The sequence below is a fragment of the Mongoliimonas terrestris genome (genome assembly GCF_001927285.1).
Classification (GTDB): Bacteria; Pseudomonadota; Alphaproteobacteria; order Rhizobiales; family Pleomorphomonadaceae; genus Chthonobacter; species Chthonobacter terrestris.
Map to the genome: position 1 here is coordinate 385,293 of NZ_MSIG01000003.1, position 17,469 is coordinate 402,761.

The following is a 17,469-nucleotide window of genomic DNA, read 5'->3' on the forward strand; positions in this document are numbered from 1 at the left end:
GGCCGCGCGTTCCATCCGCCCCTTCGCCGATCCACCCTCCGTCCAGGTCCGGCGCCACCCGGCGCCGATCCCGGACACCCGGACCCGCCGCCGCTCCGCCCCGACCGGCGGCGGGTCCAACCAGCCGACCATCCATCCCGAAGGGGAGGTAACTCATGCTCAAGCGGCTTTCGCTGCTGGAGGCAGGCGTCTGCGCGGTGCTGCTCGCGGCGATCACCGGCCTCGTGTTCGTCGCCGCCATCATGCGGTTCTTCGGCTACCCGCTGACCTGGTCGGTGGACCTTGCCCAGTTGCTCTTCATCTGGCTCTGCTTCTTCGGCGCCTCCCGCGCCATGCGCCAGAAGGCCCACCTCGGCATGGAGGTGATCGCCAAGCGCCTCGGCCACCGGCGCCAGTTCGCCGTGGAGATGGTCTCGTCGGTCGTCGTCATCCTCTTCCTGCTGGTGCTTGCCGAGAAGGGCGTCGAGCTCACCCTCCTCAACCTGGAGCGCCAGTTCGGCGACAGCACGCTCTCCTACGCCTGGGTCACCGTGGCGGTGCCGGTCGGCTCCCTGCTCATCGCCGGATCGCTGATCCACAACATGGTCCTCGCCTGGCGCCGCCGCGCCGAGGGGGCGCTCGTCTACACCCGCACCGCGATCGACCGCGACGCCGAGCCGGTGCTGGAGCTCTGACATGCTGATCGCCATCGTGTTCGTCGTCCTCATGGCGATCGGCATGCCGGTCGCCTTCGCCACCGGCATCGCGGGCTTCGTCTTCTTCGTGTTCGAGGCGGGCATGCCCATGTCCATCGGCGTGCAGAAGATCGCCGCCATGAGCCAGAGCTTCCCGCTTCTGGCCGTGCCCTTCTTCGTGCTCGCCGGCCACCTGATGAACGAGAGCGGCATCACCGACCGCCTGCTCAAGGTGTCGCTGGTGGCGGTCGGCTGGATGTCCGGCGGGCTCGCCCAGGTGGCCATCGTGCTCTCCACCCTGATGGGCGGCGTGTCCGGCTCCGCCGTCGCCGACGCCGCCATGGAGGCGCGCATCCTCGGCCCCACCATGATCGCCAAGGGCTACGGCAAGGGCTTCTCCGCCGCCGCCATCGCGGTCGGCTCGCTGATCACCGCCACCATCCCGCCCTCCATCGGCCTCATCCTCTACGGCTACGTGGGCAACGTCTCGATCGGCCGTCTCTTCCTCGCCGGCATCATCCCGGGCATCCTGATGATGCTCGTCCTGATGCTCACCACCTACGTCATCGCCCGCCGGCGCGGCTACGTGGTCACCGACCAGCCGAAGCCGACCGCCGCCGCCCTCGGCGCCGCCGCCTGGAACGCCAAGTGGGCGCTGCTCTTCCCCGTGGCCCTGGTGCTGGCCATCCGCGGCGGCGTGTTCACACCCTCGGAGGTCGGCGCCTTCGCGGTGGTCTACGCCCTCGCGGTCGGCTTCCTCGCCCACCGGGAGCTGACCTTCGCGAAGGTCTGGACCAGCTTCGTGCAGGCGGCCACCGACGTCGGCCTCATCATGCTCATCATCCTGATGAGCGGCATGATCGGCTTCGCGGTCATCTACATGCAGGTGCCGCAGAACCTCGCCACGTGGATGCTCACCGGCATCACCGACCCGAACATGATCGTGCTCGTCATCCTGGTCTTCCTCCTGATCGCCGGTCTGGCGCTGGAGAGCACCGTCATGGTGCTGCTGCTGACGCCGATCTTCGTGCCCATCATCAAGACGATCGGCATGGACCCGGTCCACTTCGGCATCCTGATGATGAGCATCGTCACGCTCGGCGGCATGACCTGGCCGAGCGGCCCGGCCATGTTCGCCGTCTGCTCGCTGATGGACGTCAGCATCGAAGAGTACAGCATCGAATCCATCCCCTTCATCGCCGCCATCGTGGCGCTGATCACGGCCCTCCTGTTCCTGCCGGGACTGGTGCTGTGGCTGCCGAACCTTGCGTTCGGCTGACGGGATGCGGATCGAAACCGAGGATCAACGGGGGTTCAGATGAGGCACACGTGGCGGTGGTTCGGACCGGTGGACAAGGTGTCCATCGCCGACGCGCGGCAGGCCGGCGCCGAGGGGATCGTGTCGGCGCTCCATCACGTGCCGACCGGCGCGGTGTGGACGCCGGAGGCGATCCGCCGCCGGCAGGCGGAGGTCGCCACCACGGCGGACGGCGCACCGAGCGGCCTTGCCTGGGAGGTGGTGGAGAGCCTGCCGGTGTCGGAGGCCATCAAGACCCAGACCGGCGACTGGCGCGCCCACCTCGACGCCTATCGCACGTCGCTTCGTCATCTGGCCGAGGCCGGCCTCACGGTGATCTGCTACAACTTCATGCCGGTGCTCGACTGGACGCGCACGGACCTTGCCTGGCGGGTCGCCCACGGCGGCACCACCATGCGGTTCGACCTCGTCGACTTCGCCGTTTTCGACATCCACCTGCTCGCCCGCGCCGGCGCCGCGGAGGACTATCCGCCCGACCTCGTGGAGACCGCCGCCCGCCGCTTCAAAGCCATGAGCGACGCCGACCGGGCGCGGCTTTCCGGCAGCGTCAACGCCGGCCTGCCGGGCGCCGCCGAGACCGGCGGGCTCGACGGCCTCAGGGCCGAGCTCGCCCGCTACGCGGAGATCGACGCGGATCGCCTCCGCCGCCATATGGTCGACTTCCTCGCCGAGGTGGTGCCCACGGCCGAGCGCCTCGGCCTTCGCCTCTGCTGCCACCCGGACGATCCGCCGTTCCCCATCATGGGGCTGCCGCGCATCATGTCGACGGAGGCCGACTACCGGGCCGTTCTCGACGCGGTCCCGAGCCCGGCGCACGGCGTCACCTTCTGCACCGGCTCGCTCGGCGCGCGTCCCGACAACGACCTCCTCGGCATGGTCCGCCGGCTCGGACCGCACATCCACTTCGCGCACCTGCGCACCGTGCGGCGCGAGGCCGAGACCGTGCCCTGCTCCTTCTTCGAGGACGAGCACCTGGAGGGCGACGGCCGCATGGTGGCGATCGTCGCGGCCCTCCTCGCCGAGGAGGCCCGAAGGCGAGCCGAGGGCCGGCTTGATGCCGTCATCCCCATGCGGCCCGACCACGGCCAGGACATCCTCGACGACCTCGCCCGCGGCGCCCAGCCCGGCTACCCCGCCATCGGCCGCCTGAAGGGCCTCGCGGAACTGCGCGGTGTGGAACGGGCGCTCACTGCGGGAGCCCTCGCCTGAGGCGCAGGCGGTTCTTCTCCTCACGGGTCCAGCCAGGCATCTGAAGCTCCATCTGATCCCTCCCCTCAGGGGAGGGTCCGGCCGGAGGCCGGGGGAGGGGTCGTCTTTTTCGATGGGATTGTGCGTTTCCTTTCCGCACTGCCAAGACGCAAGAAAAAGACAACCCCTTCCGGCCCTTCGGGCCACCTTCCCCTGAGGGGAAGGATGAAGACCGCCGACCGGTCGCAGCGGAAAGAAGCCCCCTCCCTCCGAACCTTCACAAAATCCCCGAAGCCGCTTCCGGCCGGGTGGCGAGCAGGTGGGCCATGAATTCCAGCGCCCGGCGCACGCCGCCCCGGTCGGCGGTGCCGCCGAGGCAGACGCGCACCGCCTCCGGCGGTAGCGGCCCCACCGCGAAGGCGTCGCTCGCCACCACGCCGATGCCGGTGCCGCGCATCTGGCTGACGAAGGCGGAGCGCGTCCAGGGCTCCGGCAGGCTTGCCCAGAGATGGAAGCCGAGCGGGTCGGACCGGACGCTTCCCGCCGGCAGGATCTCCATCGCCAGCTTCTGCCGCGCCAGCGTCTCGGTGCGCACGAAGCGCAGGATGGCGTCCGCCGTGCCGTCCTCGATCCAGCGCGTGGCGAGCGCGGCGGTCACGGGCGAGGCCATCACGCAGGCCGCCCGGATCACCGGCGCGAAGGACCAGCCGGCCTTCACCTCCGGCGTCACCACATAGGCGATCCGCAGACCCGCGCCCACGCACTTGGCAAGCCCCGCGATGTGCCAGGTGATGTCCGGCGCGATGGCGGCGAACGGCGGCGGCCCGTGCTGCGGGATGAAGCCGTAGGCGTCGTCCTCGATGATCGGCAGCCGGTGGCGGCGGGCGATCTGGGCGATCGCCGCGCGCCGCTTCTCCGGAATGGTCACGGTGGTCGGGTTGAGGAGCGTCGGGTTGAGGTAGAGCGCCTTCGGCTTCTCCCGCACGCAGGCCGCCTGCAGGGCGTCCGGGTCGATGCCCTCGTCGTCCATCGGCAGGCCGATGGTGCGAAGGCCGATCTGGGCGGCGAGCGCGCGAAGGCCCGGATAGGTCAGGTCCTCGCAGAGGATGGCGTCGCCGGTCTCCGCCACGGTGCACAGGATGGCGAGGATGGCCGGATGGGCGCCGGGGGTCACGAACAGCCGGTCCTGCGAGGGCACCAGCGCCCGCCGGCCGAGCCAGTTGGAGGCGGCGTCCTTGTCCGCCGGGCTGCCGCCGAACCCCTGGTAGCGCAACAGCGCCACCAGGTCGCCGCCGATCTCCTGAAGGCCCGCCCGCATCCGCTCCAGGAGCGCCGGGTCGTCCGGCTCCGGCGGCAGGTTCATGGAGAGGTCCACCGGGTTGGACCGGCGCGTGAGGGCCGTCGGCGCGCGCGGCTCGGCGGCGCGCACATAGCTGCCCTGGCCGACGCGGGATTCGATCAGCCCGCGCTTCTGCGCCTCCACATAGCCGCGCGCCACCGTGGTGAAGTCGATGCCGAGCCGGATCGCCAGCTTGCGCTGGGGCGGCAGCCGGTCGCCGGGCGCCAGCCGGCCGCTCCTCACGTCGGCGTCGATGATGTCCGCGATGGCGAGGTAGCGCGGCTTGTCGCTAGCGCTCAGATCCGGCGTCCACTCACCCATGCCCCGTCCCGTGCTTGCGCCCGTCCAATCAAATTGACTGTATCACCGGACGATGGCTTGTCCACCCGCGCGCTGCCTCTGAAAACCGGAGCATCGCTAAAGAAAAAGGCACCAATCGCCCAGTTTCACGCCATCCGGCAACCGGTCCGTGACCGCGTCACAGACCGCGACCAGCCATGATTGACTGCATATCTGACTGGAAAATGGGTCCAGACTGTATGGATTGATTGGATATCAGTGTTGGCACGTAGTTTGCGACGTCCTCGGAGCCACGGACGGCCGGAATGGGCCGCCGAAAGACACCTGAGGAGAGCACCATGCCTGCCGTGACCACGCCGATGCACAAGAAGGGCGACTTCTTCGTCGACTACGAGGAGAAGGTCTTCGAGGACGTGAAGGCCGAACCGGGCGAAAAGGCCCTCGTCACCTTCCACACCGTCGCCTTCGAAGGCTCCATCGGCCTCGTCAACATCCTCCAGGCGTTGCGCCTGCTGCGCAAGGGCTTCGAGACATCCATCCTGCTCTACGGCCCCGGCGTCACCCTCGGCATCCAACGCGGCTTCCCCACCATCGGCGACGAGGCCTTCCCGGGCGCGCAGAACTTCAACAACCAGCTGATGAAGTTCATGTCCGAGGGCGGCAAGGTCTACGCCTGCCGCTTCGCGCTCCAGGCCCTCTACGGCCACGGCGAGCCGTCCCTCATCGAGGGCATCCGCCCGATCAACCCGCTCGACGTGCTCGACCTGGTGCTGATCCACCGCCGCGACAACGCCTTCCAGCTCCACACCTGGACGGTCTGACCGCTCGACCGCCCAAAGGCCGCGGCGGCGCATCCGTCGTCGCGGCCTGGGGCTCGCCGACCCTCCCAAGGGGATTAGCAAGGGCAGTGCCAGGTGCCGGGCCGGCGAGGTCCCGGCCCGAAAGGAGAGCGCCATGGCCGAAAAACGCATCGTCCGCGCCGCCGCCGTCCAGATCGCGCCCGATCTGACCGACGGAGCCGGCACGCTCGTCCGCGTCCTCAACGCCATCGACGAGGCCGCCGGCAAGGGCGCCGCGATCGTCGTGTTCCCGGAGACCTTCGTCCCCTGGTACCCCTATTTCTCCTTCGTTCTGCCGCCGGTCCTCTCCGGGGCCGAGCACATCCGGCTCTACGAGCACGCGGTCGCGGTGCCCGGCCCGGTCACCGAAGCGGTCGGCGCCGCGGCCCGCCGCCACGGCCTCGTGGTGGTGCTCGGCGTCAACGAGCGCGACCACGGCTCGCTCTACAACACCCAGCTCGTGTTCGACCGCGACGGCTCGATCGTGCTGAAGCGGCGCAAGATCACGCCCACCTTCCACGAGCGCATGATCTGGGGCCAGGGCGACGGCGCCGGCCTTGCGGTGGTGGACACCGCCGTCGGCCGCGTCGGCGCGCTCGCCTGTTGGGAGCACTACAACCCGCTCGCCCGCTACGCCCTGATGGCGCAGCACGAGGAGATCCACGTCGCCCAGTTCCCCGGCTCCCTGGTCGGGCCGATCTTCGCCGACCAGATCGAGGTGACCATCCGCCACCACGCCCTGGAATCCGGCTGCTTCGTCATCAATGCCACCGGCTGGCTCACCGACGAGCAGATCGCCTCGGTGACGCCGGACCCCAAGCTTCAGCGGGCGCTCACCGGCGGCTGCATGACCGCCATCGTGTCGCCGGAAGGCGCCCACGTGGTGCCGCCGCTGACCACCGGCGAGGGCATCCTCGTCGCCGACCTCGACATGGCCTTCATCGTCAAGCGCAAGCGCATGATGGACTCCGTCGGTCATTACGCCCGGCCGGAGCTTCTGTCGCTCACCCTCGACAACCGGCCCGCCGCGCCGCTCAGCGTCGCCACCGACGCCGCCCCCCTTCCCATTCCCCTTCCCGGACACGACGCCGATGAAGCCGACGCTGCCGACCGCGCTCCCCCCGGAACAGCTCATCAACGAGTTGCAGTCCTACGGGGTCCGTCTCGTTGACCCGAAGGCCGGCGCCGACAGCCGCCGCGGCGGGGCAGGGCCGTCCGACCACAAGGCCATGACCATCGACGGCATGACCGTCATGGTGCCGGTACACACCGCGCCGGCCTTCGAGAGCCCGTACCTCGTCGAAAAGCCCGACGCCTTCGGCCGCAGCCGGGTGCGCCGCGACGACCTCGTGCTCGGCGAGGTCACCTTCCCCCTGCAGCCCGCCTTCTATGGCCTGAAGACCGCCGACGGCATTCCCTATTCCAAGATCGCCGTCCTGCACGGGGCCGACGTGCTCGCCACCACCGTGCTGCAGACCTGCATCCGCTACCAGAGCCGCACCAAGACATGCCAGTTCTGCGCCATCGGCCAGTCGCTCGCCGCCGGCCGGACGGTGGAGCGCAAGACCCCCGCGCAACTCGCCGAGGTGGCCGAGGCCGCCGTCCGGCTCGACGGCGTCAAGCACATGGTGATGACCACCGGCACCCCGCCGACCCGCGACCGCGGCGCCGCCATCCTCGCCGAGAGCGCCGCCGCCGTGAAGGCCGCCGTCGACCTGCCGATCCAGGCCCAGTGCGAGCCGCCGGACACCGACGCCTGGTTCGCCCGGATGAAGGACGCCGGCGTCGACGCCCTCGGCATGCACCTGGAAGCCGTCACGCCGGAGGTCCGCAAGGCCATCATGCCCGGCAAGGCGGAGGTGAGCGTGGAGCGCTACATGGAGGCCTTCGCCGCCGCCGTGCCGGTGTTCGGCCGCGGCCAGGTGTCCACCTACATCCTCGCTGGCCTCGGCGACACCCGCGAGGCCATCCTCGCCATGTCCGAGCGGCTGATCGCCCTCGGCGTCTACCCCTTCGTGGTGCCCTTCGTGCCCATCTCCGGGACGCCGCTGGAAAGCCACCCGACCCCGGCGCCGGGCTTCATGCACGAGATCCTGAAGCCGCTCGCCGCCATGCTGCGGGCCGGCGGCCTCAAGTCCACCGACATCAAGGCCGGCTGCGGCAAGTGCGGCGCCTGCTCGGCGCTCTCCACCTACGAGCGGGAGGGCGCGGCGTGATCATCGAACCCGTCTCGGCCTTTCTGCCCGCCGAATACCGCATCAAGTTCGCCACCCGCCCCTGGGAGTTCGCCGCCGCCGCGGCGCTCCGCCGTCAGGTCTTCTGCGTGGAGCAGAGCCTGTTTGTGGGCCACGACCGCGACGCGGTGGACGACGTCGCCGTGCCGATCGTGGCCGTCTCCAGCGTCGCGGTCACGCCGCACGAGGTGGTCGGCACCGTGCGCATCCACGAGGCGGAGCCCGGCGTCTGGTGGGGCTCGCGCCTTGCGGTCGCCGAACCCTACCGCAAGGTCGGCCTCCTCGGCTCGTCGCTGATCCGCCTGGCCGTCTCGTCCGCCCACGCGCGCGGCTGCCGGCGCTTCTTCGCCCACGTGCAGAGCCAGAACGCGCCGCTGTTCCGGCGCCTGCGCTGGACCACCCTGGAGGAGACCGCCATCCACGGCCGGCCGCACCATTTCATGGAAGCCGATCTCGCCTACTACCCGCCGATCGCCGATCCGGAGGTCGGCTTCCTCTCGCTTCTGCGGAGACCCGGCGGATGATGGATCCAGGTGCCGTCGACGCCTTGGCGGACCGGCTGAGGGCCGGTGCCGGCGTCGTCGCCAAGCGGGACATCGCCCGCGTGGCGGCGCGCCTCGGCCTCGATGCCGCGGCCGCCGTACCGGTCGGCGACGACTGCGCGGCCATCCCGGACGGCGACGGCTATCTGCTCCTCGCCATCGAGGGCTTCATGAACGCCTTCGTGGAGCGCGACCCCTGGTTCGCCGGCTGGTGCGGCGTCATGGTCAACCTCTCCGACATCGCCGCCATGGGCGGCCGGCCGCTTGCCGTGGTGGACGCCGTCTGGGCTCCCGGCGAGGACGGCGCCCGGCCGGTGCTGGACGGCCTTGCCGCCGCGAGCGCGCGCTACGGCGTGCCCATCGTCGGCGGCCACTCCAACCTCTCCACCGACCGCGGCCAGCTCGCCGTCGCCGTCCTCGGCCGGGCCCGCCGCCTGCTCACCTCGTTCGACGCCCGGCCTGGCGACCGCCTGATCGCCGCCGTCGACCATCGCGGCCGCTACCGCGAGCCCTTCTCCAACTGGGAAGCCGCTACCGACGCGCCGCCCGAGCGCCTCCGCGCCGACCTCGCCCTCCTGCCGGAGATCGCCGAGGCCGGCCTCTCGGTCGCCGCCAAGGACATCAGCCAGGGCGGTCTCGTCGGCACCTTGATGATGTTCGCCGAAGCCTCCGGCGTCGGCGCCGTCCTTCACCTCGACGCCGTGCCCGTGCCGGCGGGCGTTCCCCTGGAGCGCTGGCTCCAGTCCTTCCCGAGCTACGGCTATCTCCTCGCCGCCTCGCCCACCGACGCCCCCGCGGTGATCGCCCGCTTCGCCGAACGCGACATCGTCGCCGCCGACGTCGGCGCCTTCGAGCCCGGCAGGCGCGTCGACATCGCCGCCGCCGGCCCCCGTCGCACGGTCTGGGATTTCGCCCTGGAACCGCTCATCGGCTGCGCCCCCGCGAAAGGAGCGCCATGACCCTCCGCGTCGCCCTCCTCGCCCACTCCACCAACCCGCGCGGCGGCGTCGTCCACGCGCTGGCGCTCGCCGACGCGCTCACCGACGCCGGCATCGAGGCGGTGGTGCACGCGCCGGACCCGTCCGGCCAGGGCTTCTTCCGCCCCACCCGCTGCGCCACCGTGTCCGTGCCGGCTTCGCCGGTCGGCCGCGACGTTGCCGACATGGTGGAGACCCGCGCCGCCGACTATGTCCGCTGGTTCGAGGACCCGGCCCACCGCCGGTTCGACGTCTTCCACGCCGGCGACGGCATCTCGGCCAACGCGCTCGCGACTTTGAAGGACCGCGGCCTGATTGCCGGCTTCGTCCGCACCGTCCACCACGTGGACGCCTTCGCGGACCCGCGCCTTGCCGCCCTCCAGACCCGCGCCCTCGTCACGCCCGACCGCCATCTGGTGGTGAGCCGGCTCTGGCAGCGGATCCTTGCCGCCGAGCACGGCATCGCCGCCGACCGCGTCGGCAACGGCGTCGACATGCACCGCTACCGGTCGTCCCCCGACCCGCACGACCGGCTCGTCCGCGCCCGCCACGGCCTTGCCGGCCCCGGTCCGCTGCTCCTCGCCGTCGGCGGCGTGGAGGCGCGGAAGAACACGCGCCGCATCCTCGACGCCTTCGTCCTCGTCCGCGCCGCCCACCCGACCGCCCGCCTCGTCATCGCCGGCGGCGCCTCCCTCCTCGACCACGACGCCTACCAGGCCGCCTTCGCGGCGGCTCTCGCGGCGTCTGGCCTGCCGGAGGGCGCCGTCCTTCGCCTCGGCCCGGTGCCGGACGCCGACATGCCGTCGCTCTACCGGATCGCCGACGCCCTCGTCTTCCCGTCCGTCAAGGAGGGCTTCGGCCTCGTCGTCCTGGAGGCCATGGCGAGCGCCTGCCCGGTGGTGCTCAGCCGCATCGCGCCCTTCACCGAATACTGCGGCGAGGCGGACGTCGCCTGGTGCGACCCGGAGGATCCCGCCTCCATCGCCGGCGCCGTCGGCCTCGCGCTCGACGGCTACCGCGCCGCCGGCCTTGCCGCCCGCGGCCTTCGCATCGCCGCCGACCACGACTGGGCCGCCGTCGCCCGCGCCCACCTGCCCGCCTATGCCGCCCTCACGGAGGCCGTCCATGCCTGAGATGCGTTTCACCGTCCGCTGGCCCGACGGGCAGGCGGAGAGCTGCTACTCGCCGTCCCTCGTCATCCGCGAGCACATGGCCGTCGGCGAGACCTATCCGCTCGCCGACTTCCTCGACCGCAGCCGCACCGCCCTCGGCATCGCCAGCGAGCGGGTGCGGGCGAAGTACGGCGTCCCCTGTTCCCGCGCCCTCGGCCAGCTCGCCCGCATCGAGACCGCCGCCGCCGGCTTCGCGTCCGACCCGGACGCCGCCGTGGCGATCCTAGCCTTCGAGGACTGACCCCGATGACCGCATCCCCCTCCCGCCACGTCCCGGTCGCCGTGATCGGCGGCGGCCAGGCCGGCCTCTCCATGAGCTACCACCTCAAGGAGAGCGGCATCGACCACGTGATCTTCGAACGGCACCGGGTCGCCCACGCCTGGCGCGACCAGCGCTGGGACAGCTTCTGTCTCGTCACCCCCAACTGGCAGTGCCAGCTGCCGGGCCATCCCTATCCGGGCACCGACCCGAACGGCTTCATGCTGAAGGACGAGATCGTCGCCTATGTGGAGGGTTACGCCGCCCGCATCGGCGCGCCCGTCCGCGAGGGCCTCGGCATCGACCGCCTGTCGCGGTCCGGCGAGCGCTACGTGCTGGAGACCGCCGAGGGCGTCACCACCGCCGACGCGGTCGTCCTCGCCGTCGGCGGCTACCACACGCCCTTCGTGCCGCGCGCCGGCGAGCGCCTGCCGGAGGCGATCGTGCAGGTCCACTCCGCCGCCTACAAGAACCCGGACCAGCTGCCCCCCGGCGCCGTCCTGGTGGTCGGCTCCGGCCAGTCCGGCTGCCAGATCGCCGAGGACCTGCACCTTGCCGGCCGCACCGTCCACCTCGTCGTCGGCAGCGCGCCCCGCTGCCCGCGCGTCTATCGCGGGCGCGACGCCGTCGACTGGCTCGCCGACCTCGGCCAGTACGACCTGCCGGTCACCGAACACCCCCTGAAGGAGAAGGTGCGCCGCAAGGCCAACCACTATCTCACCGGCCGGGGCGGCGGGCGCGACATCGATCTCCGCAAGTTCGCCCTGGAGGGCATGCGCCTCCACGGCCGGATGGAGACGGTGAGCGGCGGCCGCATCCATTTCCGCGATGACCTTGCGGCCAACCTCGACGGCGCCGACGCGGTCTACAACGGCATCTGCGGCCTCATCGACAAGCACATCGCCGAGGCTGATCTTCTCGCCCCGCCGCCGTCCCGCTACGAACCCGTCTGGCGGCCCGGCCCGTTCGAGCCGACGCTCGACCCGGTGGCGGCCGGCATCACGTCCGTCGTCTGGTGCACCGGCTTCCGGCCCGACTGGTCGTGGGTCGACCTGCCGCTCTTCGACGGCAACGGCTACCCCACCCACGCGCGGGGCGTCACGGCGCTTCCAGGCGTCTACACCCTCGGCCTGCCCTGGCTGCACACCTGGGGCTCCGGCCGCTTCGTCGGCGTCGGCCGCGATGCCGCCTATCTGAAGGACCGGATCGTCGCCCACCTGGCGCTGATGCGCCAGGTGCCGGCCTTCCGGGCCGCCGGCTGAGGCGCCTCCCCATGACACGGCTCGTCTGGTTCGACGAAGCACGCCGGCTGACGAGCGACCTAGCCGGCCGGCTGAAGACCGTGCCGGCCCGGCCGCGCCGGCTGCCGCAGACCGTCGTCCTCGGCATGCCGCATCTGGCGGCCGGCATGCTGTCGGAGCACTGGCTCCTCAAGGAATGCGGCCACCGGCACTGGTATCTCCTCGCCGAGAGCGCGGGCCTGGCCGTCCCGGCCTTTCGCGATCCGGACGGCGCGCCCATCTACGCCGCCTTCTCCGGCGTGACGGTGGACGCGGCGGGCTTTGCCACCTGCCGGGAGCACGACCCGCTCGCCATCGCGTCCCGCCTCGTCCGCCTGTCGCGCACCCGCTTCGTCAGCCACCACCGGCTCACCGTCATGGGCCGCCCGGTCGGCGCCGTCGCCATGACGTCCGTCTTCGTCCGGCGGACCACCGCCGGGCGCAACACCCACGTGGTCCGCACGGAGGTGCCGGGCCTGCCGCCGGTCGGCGCCGATGCGGCGGCGGACCCGGACGTCGCCGCCCACGAGGCCGCGCTCCTCCCGCTCCGGTCGCCCGCGCCCCTCGATCCGGCGGCGCCGGGCCTCACCGTCCACCCCTGTCCGACGCTCGACTTCAACGGCGCCGACTTCCTCTATTTCGCCGCCTACATGGCCTTCGCCGAGCGCGCCGAGTGGGCGCTCTCGCGCCCGACCGCCGAACGGCCGCTGGCGGCGCGCCGCATCGCCTTCCACGGCAACGTGGACCCGGGCGAGCCGCTCGCCGTCGTCCTCGCCGGCACGCCGGCGGATGGGCCGTTGACGCGCGTCCACCTCGCCATCGCCCACGCCGCCACCGGCCGCCCGCTCGCCACGGTCATCACGGACCGAGCGCCGTCGGCGAAGGGCGCCTGACCGAAGGCGCGCTTCGTCCCCACCGTTTCCGGCGGTTCCGTCACCGTTCCCATGAGCCCGGCTCCGACCCACCACACATGCGGCGGTTGCGCTGGTATGCGGTCGCGGCTCCTTGTATGGTCGGTCCGGGGTGCCTGATCTCTCAGGGATCCCAGGGGGGCAAACGCACAAAAAAGCTTCGTGCCCAGGGAGGAGACACACAATGCATCTGGCTCAACGCCTCATGCTGGCCGCATCGGTCCTCATCGCCGGTCCGGCGTTCGCGCAGGACAGCTATCCCACCGGCCCGGTGACCATCGTCGTCCCGTTCGCGGCCGGCGGCCCGACGGACACGGTCACCCGGCTCATCGCCGAGCCCATGAGCAAGGAGCTCGGCCAGCAGATCGTGGTGCAGAACGTCGGCGGCGCCGGCGGCACCCTGGCGGCGACCCAGGTGGCGAACGCGGAGGCGGACGGCTACACCATCCTGATGCATCACATCGGCATGTCCACGGCGCCGACGCTCTACCGCAACCTGCCGTTCCAGCCGCTGGAAGCCTTCTCCACCATCGGCCTCGTCACCAACGTGCCGATGACCGTAATCGCCCGCAAGGACTTCGAGCCCGGCACCTTCCAGGAGCTGGTCGAGTACGTGAAGGCCAACAAGGACACGGTGACCTACGCCAACGCCGGCATCGGCGCGGCGTCGCATCTCTGCGGCATGCTCCTGATGAAGGCGATCGACACGCCGCTCACCACCGTGCCCTACCAGGGCACCGGCCCGGCCATGACCGACCTCCTCGGCGGTCAGGTCGACTTCATGTGCGACCAGACCACCAACACCACCGGGCAGATCCTCGGCGGCGAGGTGAAGGCCTACGCGGTCACCACCCCGGAGCGGCTCGACGCCCTGCCGGAGGTGCCGACCACCACCGAGGCCGGCCTGCCGGAATTCCAGGTCGGCGTCTGGCACGGGCTCTACGCCCCGGCCGGCACCCCGGACGCGGCGATCGAGAAGCTGTCGGCCGCCCTCCAGGCCGCGCTGAAGGACCCGAACGTGGTGTCGCGCTTCGCCGAACTCGGCACCGCGCCGGTCGATGCGGCCGAGGCCACCCCGGCCGCGCACCGCGACCATCTGGCCGCCCAGATCGAGCTCTGGCGCCCGATCATCCAGGAAGCCGGCCAGTTCGCCGACTGACCGCGCCCGCCTGATGGCCGGAGCGGGCCGCGTCGGCGTCAGCCGACCGCCCGCGCCGGTCCCATGGCGGACGGACCTCGCACGGGAAGGGCGGCCCCACGGCCGCCCTCTCATCCCCCTTGGTCGTCTCACGGTCGACGGAACCGATCCTCATGGACAGACGCATTTCGCTCGCCGATGCGGGCGCCGGGGTGATCTTCGTCGCCGCGGGCCTTGCATTCGGCACCGCCTCGCTCGGCTACCAGCTCGGCACCGCCTTCCGCATGGGGCCGGGCTACTTCCCCCTCGTCCTTGCCGGCACCCTCGTGCTTCTCGGCGCCGCCGTCCTCGTCAAGGCCTTCATGGCGACCGACGAGACCGCCGGCGGCATCGGGCCGACCGTGCCGCTTCGCGCCGCCGTCCTCGTCCTCGGCGCCCTCGTGCTCTTCGGCGTCGGCGTGCGCGGGCTCGGCTTCGCGCCGGCGGTCTTCCTCACCGTGCTCCTCGCCGCACTCGCCAGCCGGCGAACCTCGCCGGTTCGGGCGGCGGTCCTTGCGGCCGGCATCACGGCCTTCTGCATCCTGGTGTTCATCGTCGGGCTCGGCGTCCCCCTGCCGCTCGTCGGCCGCTGGCTGGCATTCTGAAGAAGGCGCGCTGATGGACCTCCTCTCCAGTCTGCAACTGGGCTTTGCCACCGCTCTCAGCCCCGTCAACCTGCTCTACTGCTTCCTCGGCACGCTGCTTGGAACGCTGGTCGGCGTGCTGCCGGGCATCGGCCCCACGGCCACCATCGCCATGCTCCTGCCGGTGACCTTCGCGCTGGAACCGGTCACCTCCCTCATCATGCTGGCGGGCATCTACTACGGCGCCCAGTACGGCGGCTCCACCACCGCCATCCTGATCAACCTGCCGGGCGAATCCTCCTCCGCCGTCACCGCCATCGACGGCTACAAGATGGCGGTCGACGGCCGCGCCGGCCCGGCGCTCGCCACCGCGGCGCTCGGCTCCTTCTTCGCCGGCACCGTGGCGACCCTGATCCTGGCGCTCGCCGCCCCGCCGCTCGCCCGCGTGGCGCTCAACTTCGGCGCGCCGGAATACTTCTCGCTGATCGTGCTCGGCCTTCTCGCCTCCATCGCGCTCGCCCACGGGTCGATGCTGAAGGCGCTCGCCATGATCGTGCTCGGGCTCCTGCTCGGCCTCGTCGGACAGGACCTCTATTCCGGCACGCCGCGCTTCACCTTCGGCTATTTCGAGCTCTATTCGGGCATCAACTTCGTGTCCGTGGCGGTCGGCATCTTCGGCGTCGCCGAGATCCTCCGGAACCTGGAGCACGAATCCACCCGCACGGTGCTGGTCAAGGAGGTGAAGAACCTCTGGCTCACCGCCGCCGATTTCCGCCGCATCGCCGGCCCCGTGGTGCGCGGCACCGCGCTCGGCTCGGTGCTCGGCGTCCTGCCGGGCGGCGGCCACATCCTCTCGTCCTTTGCCTCCTACGCCATGGAGAAGCGCGTCTCCAAGCATCCGGAGACCTTCGGCAAGGGCGCCATCGAGGGCGTCGCAGGGCCGGAGTCCGCCAACAACGCGGCGGCGCAGACCTCCTTCATCCCGCTCCTCACCCTCGGGATCCCGGCCCACCCGGTGATGGCCCTGATGGTCGGCGCCTTCATCATCCAGGGCATCACCCCCGGCCCGAACGTGGTCCGCGACGAGCCGGCGCTCTTCTGGGGCATCATCGTCTCCATGTGGGTCGGCAACCTGATGCTGGTCCTCCTCAACCTGCCGCTGATCGGCCTCTGGGTGCGCCTCCTCACCATTCCCTACGGCGTGCTCTTCCCGGCCATCATCGCCTTCGCGGCGATCGGCTGCTATTCCATCAACCTCAATGCCTTCGACATCTATGCCATCGTGGCCTTCGGCATCCTCGGCTACGCGCTCGTGAAGTTCGGCTGCGAGCCGGCGCCGCTGCTCCTCGGCTTCGTGCTCGGCCCGCTCCTTGAAGAACACCTGCGGCGCGCCATGATCATCTCGCGTGGCGACCCGATGATCTTCCTGGAGCGGCCCATCTCGGCGACACTACTCCTGCTCGCGGTCGCCGCGGTGGTCATCGCCGTGCTGCCGAGCGTGCGCAAGCGCCGGGACGAGGTGTTCGTGGAGGAGGACTGACCGCGCCCCCGCAACCGGGCGGGCGCGCGGCGGTTACCCCTCCGGCGGCGCGGACGACAAGGGTTCGGAGGATCGGATGGGACTGCTCGTGGACGGCGTCTGGCAGGACGTCTGGTATGACACCAAGGCCTCCAAGGGCCGCTTCGTGCGCCAGGAGAGCGGCTTCCGCAACTGGGTCACCGCCGACGGCGCGCCCGGCCCGACCGGGGAGGGCGGCTTCAAGGCCGAGCCCGGCCGCTACCACCTCTACGTCTCGCTCGCCTGCCCGTGGGCGCACCGCACCCTCATCGTGCGCGCCCTGAAAGGCCTGGAGGACGCCATCTCGGTCTCGGTGGTGAACTGGCTGATGGGCGCGGAAGGCTGGACCTTCGAGCCCGGCCCCGGCGTCGTCCCGGACCCGATCCACGGCGCCACCCGCCTCCATCAGGTCTACACCGCCGCAAGGTCCGACTACACCGGGCGCGTCACCGTGCCGGTGCTCTGGGACCGTCGGACCGGCACCATCGTCTCCAACGAATCCGCCGACATCATCCGCATGCTCGGCGCCGCCTTCGACGGCATCGGCGCCGCGCCGGGCGACTTCTACCCGCCGGACCTTCGGGGCGACATCGACGCCCTCAACGCCCGCATCTACGACCGGGTCAACAACGGCGTCTACAAGGCGGGCTTCGCCACCACCCAGGCCGCCTACGAGGAGGCGGTCTACCCGCTGTTCGAAACCCTGGATTTCCTCGACGCCCACCTCGCCGACCGGCGCTATCTCTGCGGCGACCGGCTGACCGAGGCGGACATCCGCCTCTTCACCACGCTCGTGCGCTTCGACGCGGTCTACGTCGGCCACTTCAAGTGCAACCTCCGCACCCTTCGCGAATACCCGGCGCTCTCCGCCTACGCCCGCGACCTCTACCAGACCCCCGGCGTCGCCGGCACGGTCGATTTCGCCCACATCAAGGGCCACTATTACGAGAGCCACGGCACCATCAACCCCACCGGCATCGTCCCCGCCGGCCCGATCGAGGACTGGCACGCCCCGCACGGCCGGGAGGCGCTTTCGGCCGGGTGAATTCGCCCCGGCCCTGGCGCGGGATGCACCAGGGCCGCGAGCATCTGCACGCAAAAGAGGCAACGCGCCGCA

General features: G+C 71.1%; 17 protein-coding genes. 16 read left to right on the forward strand and 1 reads right to left on the reverse strand.

Annotation, left to right across the window (positions count from 1 at the left end; all coding sequences use genetic code 11):
* Positions 1–155 precede the first annotated feature (155 nt).
* The 3 genes from BUQ68_RS06270 to uxuA are packed head-to-tail and all read left to right on the forward strand — an operon-like array spanning position 156 to position 3,201.
* Positions 156–674 (forward strand): TRAP transporter small permease, encoded by a 519-nt coding sequence (locus BUQ68_RS06270; protein ID WP_075215062.1) that lies wholly within the window; start codon positions 156–158, stop codon positions 672–674.
* A gap of 1 nt (position 675) precedes the next feature.
* A complete protein-coding gene (locus BUQ68_RS06275) occupies positions 676–1,953 on the forward strand; it encodes a TRAP transporter large permease (protein ID WP_075215063.1) in 1,278 nt (425 codons plus the stop codon).
* Between the two features lie 39 nt (positions 1,954–1,992).
* Positions 1,993–3,201, forward strand: a complete 1,209-nt coding sequence (gene uxuA, locus BUQ68_RS06280) for a mannonate dehydratase (protein ID WP_075215064.1) — start codon at positions 1,993–1,995, stop codon at positions 3,199–3,201.
* Between the two features lie 256 nt (positions 3,202–3,457).
* On the opposite strand, the gene BUQ68_RS06285 is transcribed toward uxuA, so the two are convergent.
* The gene (locus BUQ68_RS06285; RefSeq protein ID WP_075215065.1) at positions 3,458–4,840 is read right to left on the reverse strand and encodes an aminotransferase-like domain-containing protein; all 1,383 of its coding nucleotides are present in this window, start codon (positions 4,838–4,840) and stop codon (positions 3,458–3,460) included.
* A 317-nt stretch (positions 4,841–5,157) separates the two neighbouring features.
* Here BUQ68_RS06285 and BUQ68_RS06290 point away from each other — a divergent pair, with 317 nt between their 5' ends.
* The 13 genes from BUQ68_RS06290 (at position 5,158) to BUQ68_RS06350 (ending at position 17,397) form a co-directional block, all read left to right on the forward strand.
* A complete protein-coding gene (locus tag BUQ68_RS06290; RefSeq protein WP_075215066.1) occupies positions 5,158–5,640 on the forward strand; it encodes an MSMEG_0572/Sll0783 family nitrogen starvation response protein in 483 nt (160 codons plus the stop codon).
* 133 nt (positions 5,641–5,773) lie between these two features.
* Entirely contained in the window at positions 5,774–6,829 is a 1,056-nt protein-coding gene (locus tag BUQ68_RS06295; protein WP_075215067.1) for a Nit6803 family nitrilase, read from the forward strand.
* A complete protein-coding gene (locus BUQ68_RS06300; RefSeq protein ID WP_075215068.1) occupies positions 6,750–7,874 on the forward strand; it encodes an MSMEG_0568 family radical SAM protein in 1,125 nt (374 codons plus the stop codon). Before BUQ68_RS06295 ends, BUQ68_RS06300 begins: the two co-directional genes overlap by 80 nt.
* A complete protein-coding gene (locus BUQ68_RS06305; protein WP_095407290.1) occupies positions 7,871–8,416 on the forward strand; it encodes an MSMEG_0567/Sll0786 family nitrogen starvation N-acetyltransferase in 546 nt (181 codons plus the stop codon). The genes BUQ68_RS06300 and BUQ68_RS06305 overlap by 4 nt, the downstream gene beginning before the upstream one ends.
* Entirely contained in the window at positions 8,413–9,393 is a 981-nt protein-coding gene (locus BUQ68_RS06310; protein ID WP_075215069.1) for a sll0787 family AIR synthase-like protein, read from the forward strand. Before BUQ68_RS06305 ends, BUQ68_RS06310 begins: the two co-directional genes overlap by 4 nt.
* Positions 9,390–10,544 carry an MSMEG_0565 family glycosyltransferase gene (locus BUQ68_RS06315; protein WP_075215070.1) on the forward strand — a complete coding sequence of 385 codons (1,155 nt, stop codon included), beginning with the start codon at positions 9,390–9,392 and terminating at the stop codon, positions 10,542–10,544. Before BUQ68_RS06310 ends, BUQ68_RS06315 begins: the two co-directional genes overlap by 4 nt.
* Positions 10,537–10,824, forward strand: a complete 288-nt coding sequence (locus BUQ68_RS06320; protein ID WP_075215071.1) for an MSMEG_0570 family nitrogen starvation response protein — start codon at positions 10,537–10,539, stop codon at positions 10,822–10,824. The genes BUQ68_RS06315 and BUQ68_RS06320 overlap by 8 nt, the downstream gene beginning before the upstream one ends.
* A gap of 5 nt (positions 10,825–10,829) precedes the next feature.
* Entirely contained in the window at positions 10,830–12,104 is a 1,275-nt protein-coding gene (locus tag BUQ68_RS06325; protein WP_075215072.1) for an MSMEG_0569 family flavin-dependent oxidoreductase, read from the forward strand.
* Positions 12,105–12,115: 11 nt separating this feature from the next.
* Positions 12,116–13,015 carry a Pnap_2097 family protein gene (locus tag BUQ68_RS06330; protein WP_075215073.1) on the forward strand — a complete coding sequence of 300 codons (900 nt, stop codon included), beginning with the start codon at positions 12,116–12,118 and terminating at the stop codon, positions 13,013–13,015.
* Positions 13,016–13,217: 202 nt separating this feature from the next.
* Entirely contained in the window at positions 13,218–14,192 is a 975-nt protein-coding gene (locus BUQ68_RS06335; protein ID WP_075215074.1) for a tripartite tricarboxylate transporter substrate-binding protein, read from the forward strand.
* A gap of 152 nt (positions 14,193–14,344) precedes the next feature.
* Complete coding sequence (locus tag BUQ68_RS06340) at positions 14,345–14,815, forward strand: tripartite tricarboxylate transporter TctB family protein (protein ID WP_075215075.1); 471 nt, start codon at positions 14,345–14,347, stop codon at positions 14,813–14,815.
* 13 nt (positions 14,816–14,828) lie between these two features.
* Entirely contained in the window at positions 14,829–16,334 is a 1,506-nt protein-coding gene (locus BUQ68_RS06345) for a tripartite tricarboxylate transporter permease (protein WP_075215076.1), read from the forward strand.
* A gap of 76 nt (positions 16,335–16,410) precedes the next feature.
* A complete protein-coding gene (locus BUQ68_RS06350) occupies positions 16,411–17,397 on the forward strand; it encodes a glutathione S-transferase family protein (protein WP_075215077.1) in 987 nt (328 codons plus the stop codon).
* Positions 17,398–17,469 lie beyond the last annotated feature (72 nt).

Coding starts and splice junctions, on each gene's coding strand:
- BUQ68_RS06320 (WP_075215071.1), top strand. CDS start 10,537: ATGCCTGAGATGCGTTTCACCGTCCGCTGGCCCGACGGGCAGGCGGAG.
- BUQ68_RS06350 (WP_075215077.1), top strand. CDS start 16,411: ATGGGACTGCTCGTGGACGGCGTCTGGCAGGACGTCTGGTATGACACC.
- BUQ68_RS06340 (WP_075215075.1), top strand. CDS start 14,345: ATGGACAGACGCATTTCGCTCGCCGATGCGGGCGCCGGGGTGATCTTC.
- BUQ68_RS06325 (WP_075215072.1), top strand. CDS start 10,830: ATGACCGCATCCCCCTCCCGCCACGTCCCGGTCGCCGTGATCGGCGGC.
- BUQ68_RS06335 (WP_075215074.1), top strand. CDS start 13,218: ATGCATCTGGCTCAACGCCTCATGCTGGCCGCATCGGTCCTCATCGCC.
- BUQ68_RS06315 (WP_075215070.1), top strand. CDS start 9,390: ATGACCCTCCGCGTCGCCCTCCTCGCCCACTCCACCAACCCGCGCGGC.
- uxuA (WP_075215064.1), top strand. CDS start 1,993: ATGAGGCACACGTGGCGGTGGTTCGGACCGGTGGACAAGGTGTCCATC.
- BUQ68_RS06295 (WP_075215067.1), top strand. CDS start 5,774: ATGGCCGAAAAACGCATCGTCCGCGCCGCCGCCGTCCAGATCGCGCCC.
- BUQ68_RS06290 (WP_075215066.1), top strand. CDS start 5,158: ATGCCTGCCGTGACCACGCCGATGCACAAGAAGGGCGACTTCTTCGTC.
- BUQ68_RS06285 (WP_075215065.1), bottom strand. CDS start 4,840: ATGGGTGAGTGGACGCCGGATCTGAGCGCTAGCGACAAGCCGCGCTAC.
- BUQ68_RS06300 (WP_075215068.1), top strand. CDS start 6,750: ATGAAGCCGACGCTGCCGACCGCGCTCCCCCCGGAACAGCTCATCAAC.
- BUQ68_RS06345 (WP_075215076.1), top strand. CDS start 14,829: ATGGACCTCCTCTCCAGTCTGCAACTGGGCTTTGCCACCGCTCTCAGC.
- BUQ68_RS06270 (WP_075215062.1), top strand. CDS start 156: ATGCTCAAGCGGCTTTCGCTGCTGGAGGCAGGCGTCTGCGCGGTGCTG.
- BUQ68_RS06310 (WP_075215069.1), top strand. CDS start 8,413: ATGATGGATCCAGGTGCCGTCGACGCCTTGGCGGACCGGCTGAGGGCC.
- BUQ68_RS06330 (WP_075215073.1), top strand. CDS start 12,116: ATGACACGGCTCGTCTGGTTCGACGAAGCACGCCGGCTGACGAGCGAC.
- BUQ68_RS06275 (WP_075215063.1), top strand. CDS start 676: ATGCTGATCGCCATCGTGTTCGTCGTCCTCATGGCGATCGGCATGCCG.